Raw genomic sequence first — 17,844 nt, forward strand, 5'->3', positions numbered from 1 at the left:
TATTTTTTTATTATCATAATCATTAAACTAAGAATAGGGTGGCAAGTCCCAGAAAAATGAAAAAGCCGCCAGTATCGGTGATGGCTGTGATCATGACACTGGAACCGATAGCCGGATCACGGCCTAAACGGGCCATAGTCATCGGGATAATGACCCCCATTAGCGCGGCCATTAACAAGTTAAGGATCATTGCCAACGTCATCACGCCACCCATGGCCGGATCGCCATAGAGCAGATAAGTGACAAACCCCATAATCCCGCCCCAGATCAAACCATTGATTAGCGCCACACCCAATTCTCTGAACATCAGGAAAGTCACATTACCCTGCTGAATATGGTGCAATGCCAAGGCGCGGACAATCATGGTGATGGTTTGGTTACCGGTGTTACCGCCAATACCTGCGACGATTGGCATTAATGCCGCCAATGCGACTAATTGCGAGATAGTATCTTCAAATAACCCGATGACCCTTGAGGCCACAAACGCGGTGCAGAGATTGATTGCCAGCCATGACCAACGGGTTCGAACCGCACGGCCTACCGGGGAGAACACGTCTTCTTCCGGACTCAAACCGCCCATGCGCCTTAACGTGGTGTCACTCTCTTCATTGACGACGTCGACTATCTCTTCGATGGTCAGCCGGCCCATTAGTTTGCCTTTGGCATCAATTACCGCGGCGCTGATTAAGTCATAACGTTCAAAGGCACCCGCAGCATCTTCCGCTTTTTGCTCCGGCTGGAAAGTGGTCGGGTTGCTCTCCATCACTTGGAATACTTTCGTATCCGGTGAGTTGAGGAGGATCGCGGTCAGAGGCAGTTCACCGAGTAAGGTATTCTTGCGATCAATAACGAAGATTTTATCCGTGGCATCGGGAATGTTTTTCCGATAGCGCAAATAGCGGTGTACCGTGCCGAGGGTGACATCAGCTCGCACCGTCACCAGTTCGAAATCCATCATTTGGCCGACAGTATCGCGACCATATTGGATAACTTCCCGCACTCTGGCCCGTTGGTCAGGGTCAAGTGAGGTGAGTAAGCGGCCCATTAAGTTACGCGGCAGATATTCGGCCAGATAAGCCTGTTCATCGACATGCAAGGTGCGCATCGCTTTTAACAGATCTTTATCGCTCATCTCTTTGATAAGCGTGTCCCACACTGTCTCAGAGACTTCGACCAGCGTTTGTCCGCGTTTCTCGTTTTTGACTAACCGCCACAATGCCAAACGCTCATCATTGGGTAAGGCTTCGAGTAAGTCGGCAAGGTCAGCTGCGTGTAAATCGTCGAGCAGCGTTTTGATTTCTAATGTTTTTTCAGCAAGTTTCTCATCACTGATCTTTTCGCGGTCTTCCTGACGGCCAAGAATACCATCGACCAAGTCTTTATTATTCAGTAATAGAGAAAGTATTCGATTGCGGATTTCTGCCAGTTTTTTCGCATTATTTTTAGTGCTTTTTTTTGCCGCGGCAGAAAACGAAACCGGAATGATTGGTACTGGCATAATGTGTGATGTCCGTGTATATGAAACGAGCGTATGAGTACGAAAGTTTAGGGACTGAGGTCAGTTTCATGGGGGCCAGGGAGTTCACCGTCCACGGACTGCTCGATCCGTTGTGCTTCACGCCGCTCTTGATGATGAGAAATAGAAGCGATCCCTGCAAACAATAAGCGACCAAATAGAATGAGAAAGCTCACCAGTAAGATAATTTTTGTTAGTGGTGTCGATGGCCTTCTTTTCATCATTTTTACCCTTCTTTCTTGAAATAGCAGCTTATTGGTATCAGCAAAAGTTAGCTGCCTTCACGCACCCGAATCACTGACTTGTTGTTGATTCTGTATAAATAAGCTCATCGGGATTCAATCTGATCATGCTTTGGGCGCTTCAGAATCGGCTTCTTCCGAGGGTTCTTCTTCAATGAAAAGCTTCCAGCCCACCACGTCATCCCAATAAGCCTGCTCACGTTCAAAATCTAGTTGTACCAGGTTATTTTGTGCCAGATAACCTGCAGGGAAACGCAATGTCCAGTGGCTGTCATCAGTTATCAGCCGCAGAGTTTCCGGGGTGGTGGTCGATTGACGCTGATTATTCAATAAAGTGCTTAACCGTAATAATTGAATTAGCGGCAAATAATATTTTTTCTTGAATAAATTCAAGCGCGGCAACTCATCAAGCTTAATCCCTTTTCGATGCATACGCACCAAAGTTGCCAATAGCAATTGCTGCTCCTGATTGAAGCCCGGCAAGTTGGTATTTTGCAAGATATAGGCAGAATGGCGATGCATCCCGCTGTGATTAATACTCAGCCCGACCTCATGTAGCATTGCCGCCCACTTTAGCAATGCTTCAAGTTGCGGTTGTACCAGCTTGGTGTTTTGCGCCAACCATTGGGTATAAAGCTGCTCAGTGGTTTCCAGCACCCGGCGCGCTTGTTCCCGGTCAATATTATAGTGTTCTGCTAAACTTTTAGCCGTGCGCTGACGGATATCTTGATGGCGGAAGCGGCCTTCCATCTCATACAGCACGCCTTCACGCAGCGCACCGTCGGATAAACGTAACTCTTTGACTGCCAATGCATCAAACACACCACACAAAATAGCTAAACCGGGCACAAATACCGACTGGCGATCTTCCGATAACCCCGGCAGGCTCAATGCTGAGAAGTGTTTGTATTGCAGCACTTGCTCAACCAGCATTTCGAGGCGCTCTGGGGTGATCAAACCGTCTTTCTCGCCCATTTCCACCAAGACTTCATAAGTGGCTTTTATGGTGCCGGATGCTCCCAGAGCATATTGCCAACCTTGAATTCGGTATTGCCAGGCGAGGTTTTCCAACTTTTGCGCGGCAGCCAGACGGGCACGTTTGAAGTTAGTCTTACTGATTTCGCCGTGTGGGAAAAACTGTTGAGCAAAACTGACACACCCCATACGGCGGCTTTCTACCAGCAGAGGTTCGAAATCTTCGCCAATAACCAACTCGGTTGAACCACCACCGATATCAATCACCAGTTTGCGGCCTTTTTCCGGCTGAGTATGTTCGACTCCCATGAAAATCAGACGCGCTTCTTCCTGACCCGAAATGATTTCGATCGGATAAGGAATAACCTCGGCGGCGCGTTTGAGGAAAGTCTCTGCATTCGCGGCTTGTCGCAGTGAATGCGTACCCACGATACAGACGTTGTCTGGCGAGAAACCTTGCAAACGTTCTGCAAACAGGGCCAGACAAGCCAGACCCCGTTCAATAGCTTCTTCGCTGAGCATATTATTGCTATCCAGACCATCAGCCAGATGCACGCGCTGCTTTAGGCGGCCTAAAACCTGCAATGCGCCGTTAACGACACGGGCAATAACCATATGAAAACTGTTAGAACCCAGATCGATAGCCGCAATTTCTTGCGGTTTTATGGTAGTTGAATTATTGGTTAGCGGCATAGTTTTAGCTCGATACGTCTGGTTGTTCCAGCGCTTTTAAATAATCATAGATGGCAATCTGTGCACGTACTTTGCGCCTATTTCCACGCGGTACATAACGATTACTCAGTTCTTTATCAATATAACGGGCTTTTACCGTGTCGTTGAATAACAGCTCTAAAATATCCAGCACCCGCTGTTTTAACCTCGGGTCCAGTAATGAAACTGCGACTTCAATACGATAATCAATGTTACGGGTCATCCAGTCAGCGGAAGAGAGATAGACCAGTTTGTCGCCTTTATTCTCAAAAACGTACACTCGGTCATGCTCTAAGAAGCGGTCAACAATACTGGTGACTTGAATATTATCGCTGATCCCCGGCATATTTGGGATTAAAGAACACATCCCACGTATTAATAAGCGGATCTTCACCCCCGCACTGGAGGCGCTATATAACCTATCTACCAAGCCTTTATCCACTAAATTATTTATCTTCAGGGTGATACCGGCGCTTTCGCCCGCCTGAGCATTAATAATTTCCTGGTCGATCAGTTGATACAGCATCAAGCGCGAGTTCTGTGGTGACACCATCAAATTATCGAATTTGACCGGGCGGTAAGGATTTTCAATAAAGTTAAATACCCGCCGCACTTCATTGGTAATCCGTGCATCGGCCGTCAGCAAGGAATAATCAGTATAAATTCGAGCTGTTTTCTCATTAAAGTTGCCGGTACCAATATGGGCATAACGCACGATTTCCTCGCCTTCAAGACGGGAGATTAGGAATAACTTGGCATGAATTTTTAGTCCCGGTGCGGAGAAAATAACGTGTACACCGGCGGCCGTTAAGCTTTTGGCCCAGTGAATATTGGCTTCTTCATCGAAACGCGCTTGTAATTCCACCACCACCGTCACTTTCTTGCCATTATGGGCCGCATGGATCATCGACTCAATAATGCGCGAATCTTTCGCGACGCGATAAATATTGATTTTAATGGCTAAAACGCTGGGGTCGAATGATGCCTGACGCAGCAATTCCAATACATGTTCGAAAGTATGATAAGGGTAATACAGCAGCACATCTTGTTCGCGAATAGCATCAAAACCATTGCGGAATTTATCAAACCAAATATGGCGCAGGCGCGGTAAGGGTTTATTCACCAGATTGCTTTTGCCCACATTCGGGAAGCTGATAAAGTCTTTGAAATTATGATAACGGCCACCGGCAATAACCGAGTCATCATTAGAAATACCCAGCTTATTGCGCAGTAATTCCACCATTTCATCCGGCATATCGCGTTGATAAACAAAGCGTACTGGCTCAGCCGTTAGGCGCTGTTTTAAGCTTGATGACATCAATTCCAACAAACTGGATTCCATTTCAGTGACCAAATCATATTCTGCATCGCGGGTCATTTTCATGGAATAGGCATTCAGTGCGTCGTAATCAAAGAAGCCTTTAAAAATCTCATCGAGACAATACCTAAGAATATTATCAAGCAATATCATTGGTTTGCGACGGCGTGGGGCTTCTGGTGGTAAGTTAACGAAGCGCGGCACTTTATCTGAGGGAATTTCTAACAGGGCATAAGCAATATCCTGACCGCGAATGATTTCTACCGCCAGATAGGTGTAATCGTCTTTTAAAAATTGCACCAGATTGGTGTCGTGGTTAATCAGAATCGGCGTGATGTGTTGGCGCAAATGCTGTTTAAAATATTGCTTTAACCAGACTTGCTGGTTTTCGGAAATTTGCCGCTCATTAATCAGGAAGATTTGATTACGTGCCATTTCCAGCAAGAGATCATTATAAAGCCCGTCAAATTCTTGATCCGCTTTCACTATTTTGCTTTGGATTTTTTTAAGCAAATGGCGGGAAGTCACGGCAGAGCCTTGCTCCTCGCTAATCAGAATGCGCCGCTTCAGATCGGCGAAACGGACTTTATAAAATTCATCGAGATTGTTGGAGTAAATGCCAAGAAAACGCATCCGCTCGATAAGTGGATTGCTCTTATCCGCCGCTTCCTGCAATACCCGCTCATTAAAAGATAACCAACTGAGTTCTTTTTCGGTGTAGAGCTTTTCCTGACCCATTGCAACTCCAGTAAGATTATTGTGGGAGTATCTAGTGTCCTTAATCATTATTGCGAAAGTTTGACAAGAAAGTCCAACAGATATCATTAGTTAACTTTGTTCGTTAATAACGCCAACATAGTCATGCAAACGCCACAAAACTGACATAAGATGCACGGTCATCCGGCGCTATATCTATTAAAGATGGGCGCTTGGATTGACAAAATAGACGAAAAACACTGAAAGGGCATGGGGCAACAGCAGATTATGCAGCAAGCGGGCGTGGTAACAACATCAGGGAGAGATAAGCGCCGGGCTGTCATTGAACGTCTGGTGCGTATGTTAGTGACGGGCAGTGGCCTGTTGGTTTTGCTGACATTAATGCTGATTTTTGTTTATTTATTGTACGCAGCGCTGCCTCTGTTTAAGCCAGCTTCAATCAATTTAGATAGTCAGTTTGCCGTGGATCGCACAGCACCCACGCTTGCTCTGGGGGTAGGTACCCAAGGGAAGGTCGGATATCGCATTGATGATAAAGGAAAAGGCTATTTCATCCGGCTAAATCCGCAGGGGGAATCTCCCGCCGGGAGCCTTATCAGTGAGCAACAGTTATCACCGCCGCCGGTGTCAATCAGTCGCGCTGTGGGTGGGCAACCTTTGTATGGCATTGGTCTGAGTAATGGCCGCTTCATGCTACTGCAACCCGACTTTTCAGCGACCGCACCGCGTTGGCAATTTCCTCTGGGTGAGCAGCCGCGTTTTCTGGATTTGAAAGGCCAAAATTTGCATCATTTGGTGTTGGCTGAACCGCAACCGCAGCATTTTTCTCTGGCCGCCACCACGGATGATGGCCGTTTAATGGCTGGCAGATTTACCGCTCAAGGGCAGCAGGTCATCGAGATGACGGAGGTGCCCAAGGCCATTGACCAGCTGTTATTAACGCCCGACGGGCGTTTGCTCTATCTGTTATCCGGTCATCAGCTCTATATTTACCAATTTGGCACTGAGCTTGCCTTGCGTGAAATTGTCTCTTTGTTAGCGGATAAATCGGCGGATGATAAACACCCACCGCAAGGGCCATTGATACTTTCTCTACTGGCAGGGGGGAAGTCACTGCTGGTTCAAGCGCCGGACGGTGTTGTTACGCAGTGGTTTGATGTGCCCAAAGAGCCGAACAATCAATATCATTTGACCCGGATTCGCAGCTTTACTCCCGCAAGTAAGGGCTTACTGACGACTGAAAATGCGCGGCGGGTATTTGCTTCATTATCGCCACAAGGTGAGTTATCGCTCTTTTCCAGTATCCAGTCTGCACCGCTATTACAACATAAACTGGCTGCGGGTATTACCCATGCCGCGTTCTCCCCCTGGGGCGATAGTCTGCTGGTAGAGAATGCCGCCGGTTGGTCTACCTATCAATTAGACAATCGCTATCCTGATATCAATTGGCGTAGCCTATGGCAGCGGGTGTGGTATGAAAATTATCCCGAACCGGCTTATGTCTGGCAGTCAAGTTCGGCACAAGAGAACTATCAAGCCAAATTCAGTCTGATACCCATCATCTTCGGCACATTAAAAGCGGCGGGTTATGCCATGTTATTCGCCGTACCCTTGGCATTGGCCGGTGCTATTTATACTGCTTATTTTATGTCGGCGGGCTTACGGCGAATTGTTAAACCGACAATTGAGATGATGGGGGCATTCCCGACGGTGGTTATCGGTTTGATTGCCGGTATTTGGCTGGCACCGGTCATTGAGCATTATTTGACCGGCATCTTGTTGTTGCCGCCATTGCTGGCCCTGACAATTTTATTGTGTGGCTGGGGGAGCGCGCGATTGTCGGCAAAAACGCAACGCCAATTGCCCGCGGGCTGGGATATCATTATTTTGCTGCCGGTTATTCTGTTGACTGGCTGGCTGGCACTCTGGCTAGGGCCGAAACTGGCGATAGGGGTGCTGGGGGGGCCGTTACATGAATGGTTGGGCGATAATTATTCTCAGCGCAATGCTTTAGTGGTTGGGGTTGCCATGGGGTTCGCCCTGATTCCGGTTATTTTCTCACTGGCTGAAGATGCGCTATTTAGTGTTCCGCCATCACTGAGCCAAGGCTCACTGGCATTGGGGGCGACACCTTGGCAGACATTAATTCGTGTTATTTTACCATCGGCTTATGCGGGTATTTTCTCGGCGTTAATGATTGGTTTTGGCCGCGCGGTGGGGGAAACCATGATTGTGCTGATGGCGACCGGGAATTCGCCAATTATCGATGGCAGCATTTTCCAAGGGCTACGGGCAATGGCCGCCAATATTGCCATTGAAATGCCGGAGGCCGTAATAGGAAGTGGCCATTATCGGGTACTATTCTTGACGGCGTTAGTGCTGTTTTGTTTCACATTTTTAGTTAATACACTCGCCGAATCCATTCGCCTGCGGTTACGTGAACGCTATCAAATGGAGCCAACTGCGTGATGACCAACTCGACTAAAAAGTGGTTTGCATCCGGTTCGCCGTGGATCTGGCTGACTGCCGGGGCGGTGAGTATCAGCTTGTTGGCCTTGCTGGGTGTGGTCTTATTATTGGCGGGGCAGGGGATGCGTTATTTCTGGCCCAGCCCAGTTTACCTGTTTGAACTCAAGCAAACTGCCGCCGGCCCAGTTAGGGTCATTGGCGAAATTTATCAGCAACAGTCTCTCCCGCGCCAGCAGTTAGAGCAGGCGGGCATTATTTTACCGCCAGAGTCGGGCGCGACCCTGACCCGTTATCTGATTAAGACCGGCAACCGCGAGATACAAGGGCAAGATTTTCATCGGCTGCTGGACACGGATATTCAACAGCGCAGTCAGCCCAAAGATTTGTTGGTATTAGAAAGACAAAACAATGGCACCGCATATGGTTTTCTCGCAGGAATGCGGGATAACGGCCAGCCCGTCGTGGGGGATAATTTAGCGCTGGAGCTGCAAAAGCGCATTCCGGTGATACAAGCGCTGGTTAGGCAGTCCCAGGATATTCAGTTCCGCCAAATGAACATGCTGAATCAGCAGTTTGAAGCACTGCGGTTACAGAAAAAACGCCTGCAAATGACGAATGATTTTGACAGCAAATCACAAGACAGAATTGAAGCTGAATGGGGCGAACTCCAGCGTAGCCATCAGGCGATGATGGAAAAATTGCGCGGCCTGCAAACGGACCAAAACCGCTACACCCTGCTGTTGCGGGATATGAATGGGCAAGTTCATCCACTGCCGCTGAGCCAAATCGACCGCGCCTGGTACCCTAATGATATGAGCCTCTGGCAGAAACTGCGCCATTTTACGGTGCAAATGAATAAGTTTCTGACCGATAATCCACGTAATACCAACACTGATGGCGGTGTGTTTCCCGCTATTTTTGGTACCGTGCTGATGGTGATATTAATGTCCATAGTGGTCATGCCACTGGGGGTGATTGCGGCGGTTTATTTACACGAATATGCAGGAAAAAATGCGCTGACCCGGATGATTCGTATTTCCGTGGTGAATTTAGCGGGCGTGCCGTCCATTGTTTATGGAGTATTTGGCCTCGGTTTCTTTGTCTATTTGATTGGCGGTTCACTGGATAAACTATTTTATCCCGAAGCTCTGCCCAGCCCGACATTCGGTACGCCGGGTGTGCTATGGGCGGCATTAACACTGGCTTTATTGACATTGCCGGTGGTGATTGTGGCGACCGAGGAGGGGTTATCTCGCATCCCGGCCAACTTGCGGCATGGCTCCTTGGCGTTGGGGGCGAGCAAAGCCGAGACATTGTGGCATATTGTGTTGCCAATGGCCGCTCCCGCCATGATTACCGGGCTGATTTTAGCGGTTGCGCGAGCCGCAGGGGAAACGGCCCCATTGATGCTGGTGGGGGTGGTGAAATCAGCACCGCTCTTGCCAGTGGATGGTGTTTTCCCTTTCCTGCATTTAGAACGTAAATTTATGCATTTAAGCTTCCAAATATACGATATGGCATTCCAAAGTCCCAATGTAGAAGCTGCCCGGCCATTAGTGTTTGCCACCGCGTTATTACTGGTGATTATTGTGGTTGGTCTTAATTTAGCGGCGATAGGTATTCGCCATCATTTACGCGAAAAATATCGTGGTTTAATGCTATGACTAAACTTTTTAACCCGCAGGATAATTTATGGGACTTTTGATGCCGGATTCGCTGCCGCTATTAGATGTGCAGCAATTAACTCATGAGCAAACTGCACTGGCGGTCAAAAAGCTCAATTTATTTTATGGCGACAAACAGGTGCTGCACGATATTTCTTTTAATGTGCCCCGGCACCGTGTTACTGCGCTGATTGGCCCCTCTGGTTGTGGCAAATCAACTTTGTTGCGCTGCTTTAATCGAATGAATGATTTGCTGGATAACTGCCGCCTCGAAGGTCAAATTTTTCTTGGTAATGAAGCGATTACTGAGAAAAATACTGATGTTGCTGCTTTGCGTCGGCGAGTCGGCATGGTCTTCCAGCGGCCTAATCCTTTCCCAAAATCTATTTATGAGAATGTGGTCTATGGCCTGCGCTTGCAGGGGATCCGCGACCGGCGGGTGCTTGATGAAGCTGTAGAGCGCTCATTGCGGGCCGCTGCACTGTGGCATGAAGTTAAAGACCGGTTGCGTGAAAATGCTTTTCGTCTCTCCAGTGGTCAACAGCAGCGCTTAGTGATAGCCAGAGCGATTGCGATTGAGCCGGAGGTACTCTTGTTGGATGAGCCGACATCGGCATTAGACCCTATTTCGACATTGACTATCGAAGAGCTTATTACTGAATTAAAACAGCAATATAGCGTGGTTTTAGTGACCCACAATATGCAACAGGCGGCCAGGGTTTCAGATTATACTGCATTTATCCACCAAGGGTGTTTAGTGGAATATAATGACACTGACGCGCTGTTTACTTCGCCACATCAGCGACGTACCGAAGATTATATTACCGGGCGCTACGGCTAATCAGTCCGATTATATAATCATAGCAGACCACTCCACCTTTCTAAGGTGTTCTCTTTATTTATCAATTGCGATTTAAGTTTATACTTTCATGTGCCGCTTGTTATTGAGGTGACTATTGAATGGAAGCATTAAGTGAAAGAGCTATTGATAACTCAGCCTGATTTTATGGAGACATTTAACTGTGTCGGTACAGCTTGTCGTGAACATTGCTGTAAAGGTCAAAATGTGACGCTGGATAGAAATCGTTATCAAAAATATATTAAAAGCCCTTACGCAGATATCAAACGTATTGCCATTAGCCATATTTCCGTTACCCAAGACAGCCTTGCCTCTTGGGCCAATATCCACCCCGACAGCCAAGGGTGTTGCCCCTTTCTTGATGAACAACAGTTATGTCAAATTCACAAACATGCAGGCGCTAATGCACTGAGTAACTGTTGTGCGACTTATCCCCGCATCGAGCATATTTATAAAAATCAGAAAATAAAAAGTATGTCACTTTCCTGCCCGGAAGTTACGCGGAAAGTCTTATTTTCTCCGGAAGCATTAACATTGCGATTTTCGACTATCCATCAATATGATTATTATAAAGCGCCGGATATTATTATTGACCAGCGGCTAGCCAATCGTGCTTGTGTCGCTATTATTGCTGCAAGTGAAGAGAGTAATGTTATTGAAGAAAGCCTATGGGCAATAAACCTTTTTTTGCAGATGGACCTAATGGGTTCAGATGTGAATAAAAATAAAATGGCCGAGATTGATAGTTTACGTGCCAAGTTAATATCCGCCGTCGCCTCGGGGAAAGCTGCTGATGCCTTAATGGCTATAGATTATTCTCCCGCAATTCGTTGCGAGCTATTAGATTACTTTCGTCATTTTATGGCACAAATGCCCGATATCCGTGGCAAAAATGTATTGGCGGCCTATGCAAATACTTTGCAGATAATTCTCAGCGATAAACTGACGAGTCCGAAGAGTATTGAACAGAAATTAAGTGATGCCTGGCATCAGTATGCATTGCCATTTTTCATGCAGCACAATTCAGTATTGCGTAATTATTTTCTTTATCGTATTCATCATGACCAATTAGCCATGGGGGATAAGTCGGCGGTTGCTGTATTTAATCTTCAAGTGATAGATTTTTTCTTTCTGAAAGCACTCATCTCAGCCCATGTTAGCCATCACGGAGAGATAACCGAAAGTCACGTGATTGATATCATATATTCTTACCATGCGTGTCGTGATTCCACTGATAACTCAAGCCAGAAGTTTAAACAAGATGTCATGGATTTAGCGCTAAAAGAGGATTTCCCCTTATTATCGCTGCTGACGTAAATGGATGTTGGGGCCAACTGAATTAGCCCCGAAAAATTAAGCACTCTTTATCGATGGGGTTTTATATTTAGCCAAATATTGCGGCTGGAAAATACACATGCGAATGGCAGTGCGATATTCACCATTGATAAAGAACTCTTGTTTTAACTCGCCTTCCAATTCAAAGCCCAATTTGCTGTAGATATGAATTGCTTTCTCATTTTCTTTATCCACAATCAAATACAGTTTATAGAGGTTCAGTACGGAAAAACCGTATTCCATTGCTAACTTTGCTGCTGAACCGGCATAACCTTTGCCTTGATGGGCTGGGTCGATAATAATCTGAAACTCAGCACGGCGATGAATGTGATTAATTTCAACTAACTCAACCAGACCGACTTTTGTCCCCTGGCTTTCAATAATAAAGCGGCGTTCGCTTTGATCATGAATATGTTTATCATACAGATCAGACAGCTCGACGAAAGCCTCATAAGGCTCTTCAAACCAATAGCGCATAACGCTGGCATTGTTATCTAACTGATGTACAAACGGCAGATCATCCCGTTCCAACGGACGTAACCGGACGCTGCTAGTGGTAGACATGCTGATTCCTCATATGACGACAGCGGCTGCTGCCCTAAAAATTATACTATTAGCACAAGGTATAAGCACAGGGGAATTAAAAAAGGCGCTCACCTTAAATGGCTGCGCCTTTAATCAATATCACTTAACCTGTCTTTACTCAGCCGCATAACCCTGTGGTGGCAAACGTTTATCATCTAACCACGCTGCATTCTCGCGCATTGCTAAACGGCCATCAGTAAACCAACCGACCACTAACGGGTAAATACTGTGTTCTTGAGTTTGGACTCTCTCGACCACATCCTCTTCAGTATCATCACTGAAAATCGGGACTTTGGCTTGCAGGATGACCGGGCCGCCATCCAGTTCTTCCGTCACAAAATGGACTGAAGTACCGTGCTCAAGATCGCCGTTTTCCAATGCTTGACGATGGGTATGCAAGCCGGGATATTTCGGTAACAGTGAGGGGTGAATATTCAACATCCGACCAGCATAATGCTGAACAAACTCTGGACTGAGAATGCGCATATAGCCCGCCAGTACCACTAAATCAGGCTGATATTCATCAATAGCTTGCGCTAATGCCAAATCGAAACTGGCACGCGAGGCATAAGATTTGGCATCTATTGCATGGTGTGCAATGCCCGCCAATTCAGCACGCTCTAATCCATAAGCTTGCAGATTATTACTGAAGACAGCACTAATCTCGCCTGAAATACGCCCTTGCTGTTGGGCGTCTATCAGTGCCTGCAAATTACTGCCTTGGCCCGAGACCAAAACCACTATTTTTTTCATAATACCCTTCGGACTTGAAGCTGCAGGGGTGTTGGCTGCACTCACTTACCCGAATCATTTACTGATGTAAACTCATCGGGTTCATTCATTTGCCGCCTACCTGCCACTTCAATGACTTTGGGTAATACCCTTCGGACTTGAAGCTGCAGGGGGGTTGGCGATGTTATGGATTGATAATAACTTGCTCTACACCATCTGCCGCCGCCGCTATGACACCAATTTTCCAAGCTTTTTCGCCAGAGGCTGTCAGCAACTCAACCGCTTTATCTGCCAGTTCCGCAGGTAAGGCAACAACCATGCCGACGCCGCAGTTAAATGTGCGGTACATTTCGTGGCGGCTAACATTACCGGCCTCTTGCAACCAGCTAAATACTGCGGGCCACTGCCAGCTATTTTCATTAATAACCGCTTGAGTTCCTTGTGGTAATACGCGTGGGATATTTTCCCAGAAGCCGCCACCGGTCAAGTGAGCAATCGCATGGATATCAAGTTGCTCAATCAAGCTAAGAATGGATTTTACATAGATTTTGGTCGGTTCCAGCAAATGGTCGGCCAGAGATTTACCGTCTAATTGAGTCTGTTCTGGGTCAGTATTGCTGACTTCCAGAATTTTACGCACCAGTGAATAGCCATTAGAATGCGGGCCGCTGGCACCTAAAGCCACCAGAGCATCGCCCGGCGCGACTTTACTGCCGTCGATGATTTCAGATTTTTCGACCACGCCGACACAAAAGCCTGCTACGTCATAATCTTCGCCGTGGTACATCCCCGGCATTTCGGCGGTTTCGCCCCCAACCAGTGCACAACCTGACTGTTTGCACCCTTCGGCAATCCCGGTAATCACACTGGCGGCAGTATCCACATCCAGTTTACCAGTAGCAAAGTAGTCAAGGAAAAACAGTGGCTCAGCACCTTGGACCACCAAGTCGTTAACACACATGGCGACCAAATCGATACCGATGGTATCGTGGCGTTTCAGATCCATCGCCAGACGCAGCTTGGTGCCGACGCCGTCAGTGCCTGAAACCAGAATAGGTTCACGGTATTTTTGTGGCAAAGCGCACAGGGCACCGAACCCGCCCAATCCCCCCATCACTTCTGGGCGACGAGTTTGTTTAACCACACCTTTTATGCGATCAACAAGGTCATTGCCGGCATCAATATCTACACCTGCGTCTTTATAGCTGAGAGAGGTTTTGTTGGTCACTGCGAGGTCCCCGTGGTTGAGCTTTGGAAGAAAACGCGACAATTCTAACAGCGCAGGCAAACGTTTGCGAGTGGCTTGTGATATCACGCTGATTTTTAGCTTACTTGACTTAATAATGGTTTTCTATTGATCTGAATCAGGCTATTCATTGTGGTGTTCAAAAAAAAAGGCGGTATAATCTCGCGATTTTTTTGGCCGCCAGTCGCCTAACCAGGAGAAAAATAATGAAGATCGTTGAGGTGAAACACCCGCTAGTAAAACATAAACTTGGTTTGATGCGTGAGAATGATATCAGTACAAAGCGTTTTCGCGAGTTAGCGTCTGAAGTGGGAAGTTTACTGACTTATGTAGCAACCGCCGATTTAGAAACTGAAAAAGTCACCATCGAAGGGTGGAATGGGCCGGTTGAGATTGAACAGATTAAAGGTAAGAAAATCACGGTAGTGCCCATTTTACGTGCCGGTTTGGGCATGATGGAGGGGGTCTTGGAAAATGTCCCTAGTGCGCGAATTAGTGTGGTAGGGGTTTATCGTGATGAAGAAACGCTGAAGCCAGTACCTTACTTCCAGAAACTGGTGTCAAATATCGATGAGCGCATGGCGCTGGTGGTTGACCCGATGCTGGCAACCGGTGGTTCAATGATTGCGACCATTGATTTACTTAAGAATGCTGGCTGTAAGAGCATCAAAGTATTGGTGTTGGTTGCCGCACCTGAAGGTATTAAAGCATTGGAAGCCGCTCATCCAGATGTCGAGCTGTACACTGCTTCCATCGATCAAGGTCTAAATGAACACGGCTACATCATCCCAGGATTGGGTGATGCCGGTGATAAGATTTTCGGAACCAAATAACTTCTAGATAGCCGACTCGATAGTCGGCTTTTTTTTGAATAATTTTTAGCATTCAACACAACACCATATAACTTTCATTAGAGGATAGAGAAAATGAGCCGTCGCACCATTGGCGTCAGCGAGCGTCCACCGCTGCTCCAGACGATCCCCCTGAGTTTCCAACACTTGTTTGCGATGTTTGGTGCCACTGTTTTAGTTCCTATTCTGTTTAAAATTAATCCGGCAACAGTGCTGCTATTTAACGGTGTCGGAACCTTGCTTTACTTATTCATTTGTAAGGGAAAAATCCCAGCTTATCTGGGGTCCAGTTTTGCCTTTATTTCACCGGTATTACTGTTGTTGCCATTGGGATACGAAGTCGCCCTGGGCGGTTTTATCATGTGCGGCGTGCTGTTCTGCCTGGTGGCGCTGATTGTGAAAAAAGCCGGTACCGGTTGGTTGAATGTGCTATTCCCACCCGCGGCGATGGGGGCGATTGTTGCGGTTATCGGCCTTGAATTGGCTGGCGTAGCTGCGGGAATGGCTGGGCTACTACCTGCGGAGGGGGTAACCGTCGATTCAAGCACTATCATCATTTCAATGGTGACCTTGGGGGTGACCATCCTCGGCTCGGTGCTATTTCGCGGTTTCTTCGCCATTATCCCTATTCTGATTGGTGTGTTGGCGGGCTATGCCTTGTCATTTGTGATGGGCGTGGTTGATTTGGCCCCTATTCGCGATGCCCACTGGCTTGCTTTACCGACATTCTATACCCCGCGTTTTGAGTGGTTTGCCATTCTGACCATCTTGCCCGCCGCATTGGTGGTGATTGCCGAGCATATTGGGCATTTGGTGGTAACGGCGAATATTGTGAAAAAGGATTTAATTCGTGATCCCGGCCTGCACCGTTCAATGTTTGCCAATGGTATTTCGACTGTGATTTCCGGCTTCTTCGGTTCCACACCGAATACCACTTATGGTGAAAATATCGGGGTTATGGCAATTACCCGCGTTTACAGCACTTGGGTGATTGGTGGTGCCGCGATTCTGGCGATAATGCTCTCTTGTGTTGGCAAATTGGCTGCGGCAATTCAGGCGGTTCCAGTGCCAGTCATGGGCGGTGTTTCACTGCTGCTATACGGTGTTATTGCGGCGTCAGGTATCCGTGTGTTGATCGAGTCCAAAGTGGACTACAACAAAGCACAAAACTTGATCTTAACCTCCGTCATCCTAATTATTGGGGTGAGTGGCGCGAAAGTGAACATTGGTGCAACTGAACTGAAAGGCATGGCGCTGGCAACAGTAGTAGGCATCGGCCTGAGTCTGTTGTTCAAGGTTATCAGTTTGATCCGCACTGAAGAAGAGATTATTGAGGCCACGGAAGAAGAGCTGACACTGAAATAAAGTGATTGCTGGTCGAGCTGCGTTTGTCGGTTCGGCCAGTTTTTCGCCTCAGATCAGGTTTTTATGCTGTTGCCCATTTTTGTGGTAAACTTGTCACGTTTTCCCGCCCGTTTTGTTGGTTGAGGTGCTTCTGAATACGCCGGCACAGCTTTCACTGCCACTTTATCTTCCCGATGATGAAACTTTTGCTAGTTTTTATCCGGGGGAGAACCCATCCCTATTAGCGGCGATCCAGTCTGCTGTTCACCAGTCTCATGGCAGTTATATCTATTTCTGGTCGCGCGAAGGCGGTGGCCGCAGCCATTTGTTGCATGCTGCTTGTGCTGAGTTATCGCAAAAAGGTGAGGCGGTGGGTTATGTCCCGCTGGATAAACGCGCTTATTTTGTGCCGGAAGTGTTGGATGGCATGGAGCAATTGGCTCTGATTTGTATTGATAATATTGAGTGCATTGCAGGTGATGAACAGTGGGAAATGGCGATATTTAATCTTTATAATCGCATTGTAGAAACAGGGCGTACCCGCTTACTGATTACCGGCGATCGCCCACCGCGGCAGTTGAATCTCGGTTTACCTGACCTGGCTTCCCGGCTTGATTGGGGGCAAATCTATAAATTGCAGCCCTTGTCTGATGATGAAAAATTGCAAGCTTTGCAATTACGCGCCAAATTGCGGGGTTTTGAATTACCGGAAGATGTCGGCCGTTTTCTGCTAAAGCGCCTGGACAGGGAAATGCGCACGCTGTTTATGACGCTGGATCAGCTTGATCGCGCCTCTATTACTGCGCAGCGCAAACTGACCATCCCCTTTGTGAAAGAGATCCTCGGATTATAGATATTGAACGAATAAGCGGCCTCGCACTCGTTCAATCATTATCTTTTAACGACTGATTAAATCACTTCAAAATTTCTAATACTTGTTCTGGTGGGCGGCCAATACGCGCTTTGCCGTGATAAACCACAATTGGGCGCTCGATAAGCTTAGGGTTATCACTCATGGCTTGCAGCAATTGCTGTTGTGTCAGCGCGTTATCTGCCAGATTCAACTCCTTATAGAGTTCCTCCTTGGTGCGCATCAATTGGCGGGCGTCACTGAAGCCCAATTGTTGCAGTAATTCTTTTAACGTCGACACCGAGGGCGGGGTATCTAAATACAATACCACTTGCGGTTGAATGCCCTGTTGCTCAACTAATGCGAGTGTTTCCCGGCTTTTGGAGCAACGCGGATTGTGGTAAATCGTGACGTTTTTCATAGTAACTTT

15 protein-coding genes are annotated in these 17,844 nt (G+C 47.4%); 7 read left to right on the plus strand and 8 right to left on the minus strand.

All coding sequences use genetic code 11. The features are described from left to right. Positions 1-22 precede the first annotated feature (22 nt). The 4 genes from mgtE to ppk1 form a co-directional block, all read right to left on the minus strand. The gene (gene mgtE, locus OVO64_RS08730; RefSeq protein WP_042562350.1) at positions 23-1,498 is read right to left on the minus strand and encodes a magnesium transporter; all 1,476 of its coding nucleotides are present in this window, start codon (positions 1,496-1,498) and stop codon (positions 23-25) included. A gap of 47 nt (positions 1,499-1,545) precedes the next feature. Beyond that, the gene (locus OVO64_RS08735) at positions 1,546-1,737 is read right to left on the minus strand and encodes a YfgG family protein (protein WP_038639690.1); all 192 of its coding nucleotides are present in this window, start codon (positions 1,735-1,737) and stop codon (positions 1,546-1,548) included. A 126-nt stretch (positions 1,738-1,863) separates the two neighbouring features. Next, on the minus strand, positions 1,864-3,426 hold the full coding sequence (gene ppx, locus OVO64_RS08740) for an exopolyphosphatase (RefSeq protein WP_038635207.1): 1,563 nt from the start codon (positions 3,424-3,426) through the stop codon (positions 1,864-1,866). Positions 3,427-3,430: 4 nt separating this feature from the next. Then, positions 3,431-5,500 carry a polyphosphate kinase 1 gene (gene ppk1 / locus OVO64_RS08745; protein ID WP_267248719.1) on the minus strand — a complete coding sequence of 690 codons (2,070 nt, stop codon included), beginning with the start codon at positions 5,498-5,500 and terminating at the stop codon, positions 3,431-3,433. 246 nt (positions 5,501-5,746) lie between these two features. On the opposite strand from ppk1, the gene OVO64_RS08750 reads away from it, so the two are divergent. From OVO64_RS08750 to fliB, 4 genes are all read left to right on the plus strand, one after another. Then, on the plus strand, positions 5,747-7,948 hold the full coding sequence (locus OVO64_RS08750) for an ABC transporter permease subunit (RefSeq protein ID WP_267248746.1): 2,202 nt from the start codon (positions 5,747-5,749) through the stop codon (positions 7,946-7,948). Beyond that, on the plus strand, positions 7,948-9,612 hold the full coding sequence (gene pstA, locus OVO64_RS08755) for a phosphate ABC transporter permease PstA (RefSeq protein ID WP_145510187.1): 1,665 nt from the start codon (positions 7,948-7,950) through the stop codon (positions 9,610-9,612). The genes OVO64_RS08750 and pstA overlap by 1 nt, the downstream gene beginning before the upstream one ends. Positions 9,613-9,640: 28 nt before the next feature. After that, entirely contained in the window at positions 9,641-10,453 is an 813-nt protein-coding gene (gene pstB, locus OVO64_RS08760; RefSeq protein WP_145510186.1) for a phosphate ABC transporter ATP-binding protein PstB, read from the plus strand. Between the two features lie 132 nt (positions 10,454-10,585). After that, positions 10,586-11,788, plus strand: a complete 1,203-nt coding sequence (gene fliB, locus OVO64_RS08765) for a flagellin lysine-N-methylase (protein WP_072089032.1) — start codon at positions 10,586-10,588, stop codon at positions 11,786-11,788. A gap of 36 nt (positions 11,789-11,824) precedes the next feature. Here the strand turns inward: fliB and speG are convergent, their stop codons facing one another. The 3 genes from speG to purM all read right to left on the minus strand — a co-directional run bounded on the left by speG (position 11,825) and on the right by purM (position 14,351). After that, positions 11,825-12,370 carry a spermidine N1-acetyltransferase gene (gene speG, locus OVO64_RS08770; protein ID WP_038635191.1) on the minus strand — a complete coding sequence of 182 codons (546 nt, stop codon included), beginning with the start codon at positions 12,368-12,370 and terminating at the stop codon, positions 11,825-11,827. Between the two features lie 135 nt (positions 12,371-12,505). Next, entirely contained in the window at positions 12,506-13,144 is a 639-nt protein-coding gene (gene purN / locus OVO64_RS08775) for a phosphoribosylglycinamide formyltransferase (RefSeq protein WP_038635189.1), read from the minus strand. A 163-nt stretch (positions 13,145-13,307) separates the two neighbouring features. Next, complete coding sequence (gene purM, locus OVO64_RS08780) at positions 13,308-14,351, minus strand: phosphoribosylformylglycinamidine cyclo-ligase (protein WP_145588868.1); 1,044 nt, start codon at positions 14,349-14,351, stop codon at positions 13,308-13,310. Positions 14,352-14,575: 224 nt separating this feature from the next. On the opposite strand from purM, the gene upp reads away from it, so the two are divergent. From upp to hda, 3 genes are all read left to right on the plus strand, one after another. Continuing rightward, positions 14,576-15,202 (plus strand): uracil phosphoribosyltransferase, encoded by a 627-nt coding sequence (gene upp, locus OVO64_RS08785; protein ID WP_038635186.1) that lies wholly within the window; start codon positions 14,576-14,578, stop codon positions 15,200-15,202. Between the two features lie 93 nt (positions 15,203-15,295). Further along, positions 15,296-16,585 carry a uracil permease gene (uraA, locus tag OVO64_RS08790; protein WP_145510185.1) on the plus strand — a complete coding sequence of 430 codons (1,290 nt, stop codon included), beginning with the start codon at positions 15,296-15,298 and terminating at the stop codon, positions 16,583-16,585. Positions 16,586-16,709: 124 nt separating this feature from the next. After that, positions 16,710-17,417: a DnaA inactivator Hda gene (gene hda / locus OVO64_RS08795; RefSeq protein WP_032820160.1), complete on the plus strand. Its 708-nt coding sequence runs from the start codon at positions 16,710-16,712 to the stop codon at positions 17,415-17,417. Between the two features lie 61 nt (positions 17,418-17,478). Here the strand turns inward: hda and arsC are convergent, their stop codons facing one another. Further along, positions 17,479-17,835, minus strand: a complete 357-nt coding sequence (gene arsC / locus OVO64_RS08800) for an arsenate reductase (glutaredoxin) (protein WP_038635182.1) — start codon at positions 17,833-17,835, stop codon at positions 17,479-17,481. Between the last annotated feature and the right edge of the window lie 9 nt (positions 17,836-17,844).

Origin of the sequence: Yersinia sp. Marseille-Q5920 (assembly GCF_946902935.1) — a bacterium.
GTDB lineage: Bacteria > Pseudomonadota > Gammaproteobacteria > Enterobacterales > Enterobacteriaceae > Yersinia > Yersinia rochesterensis.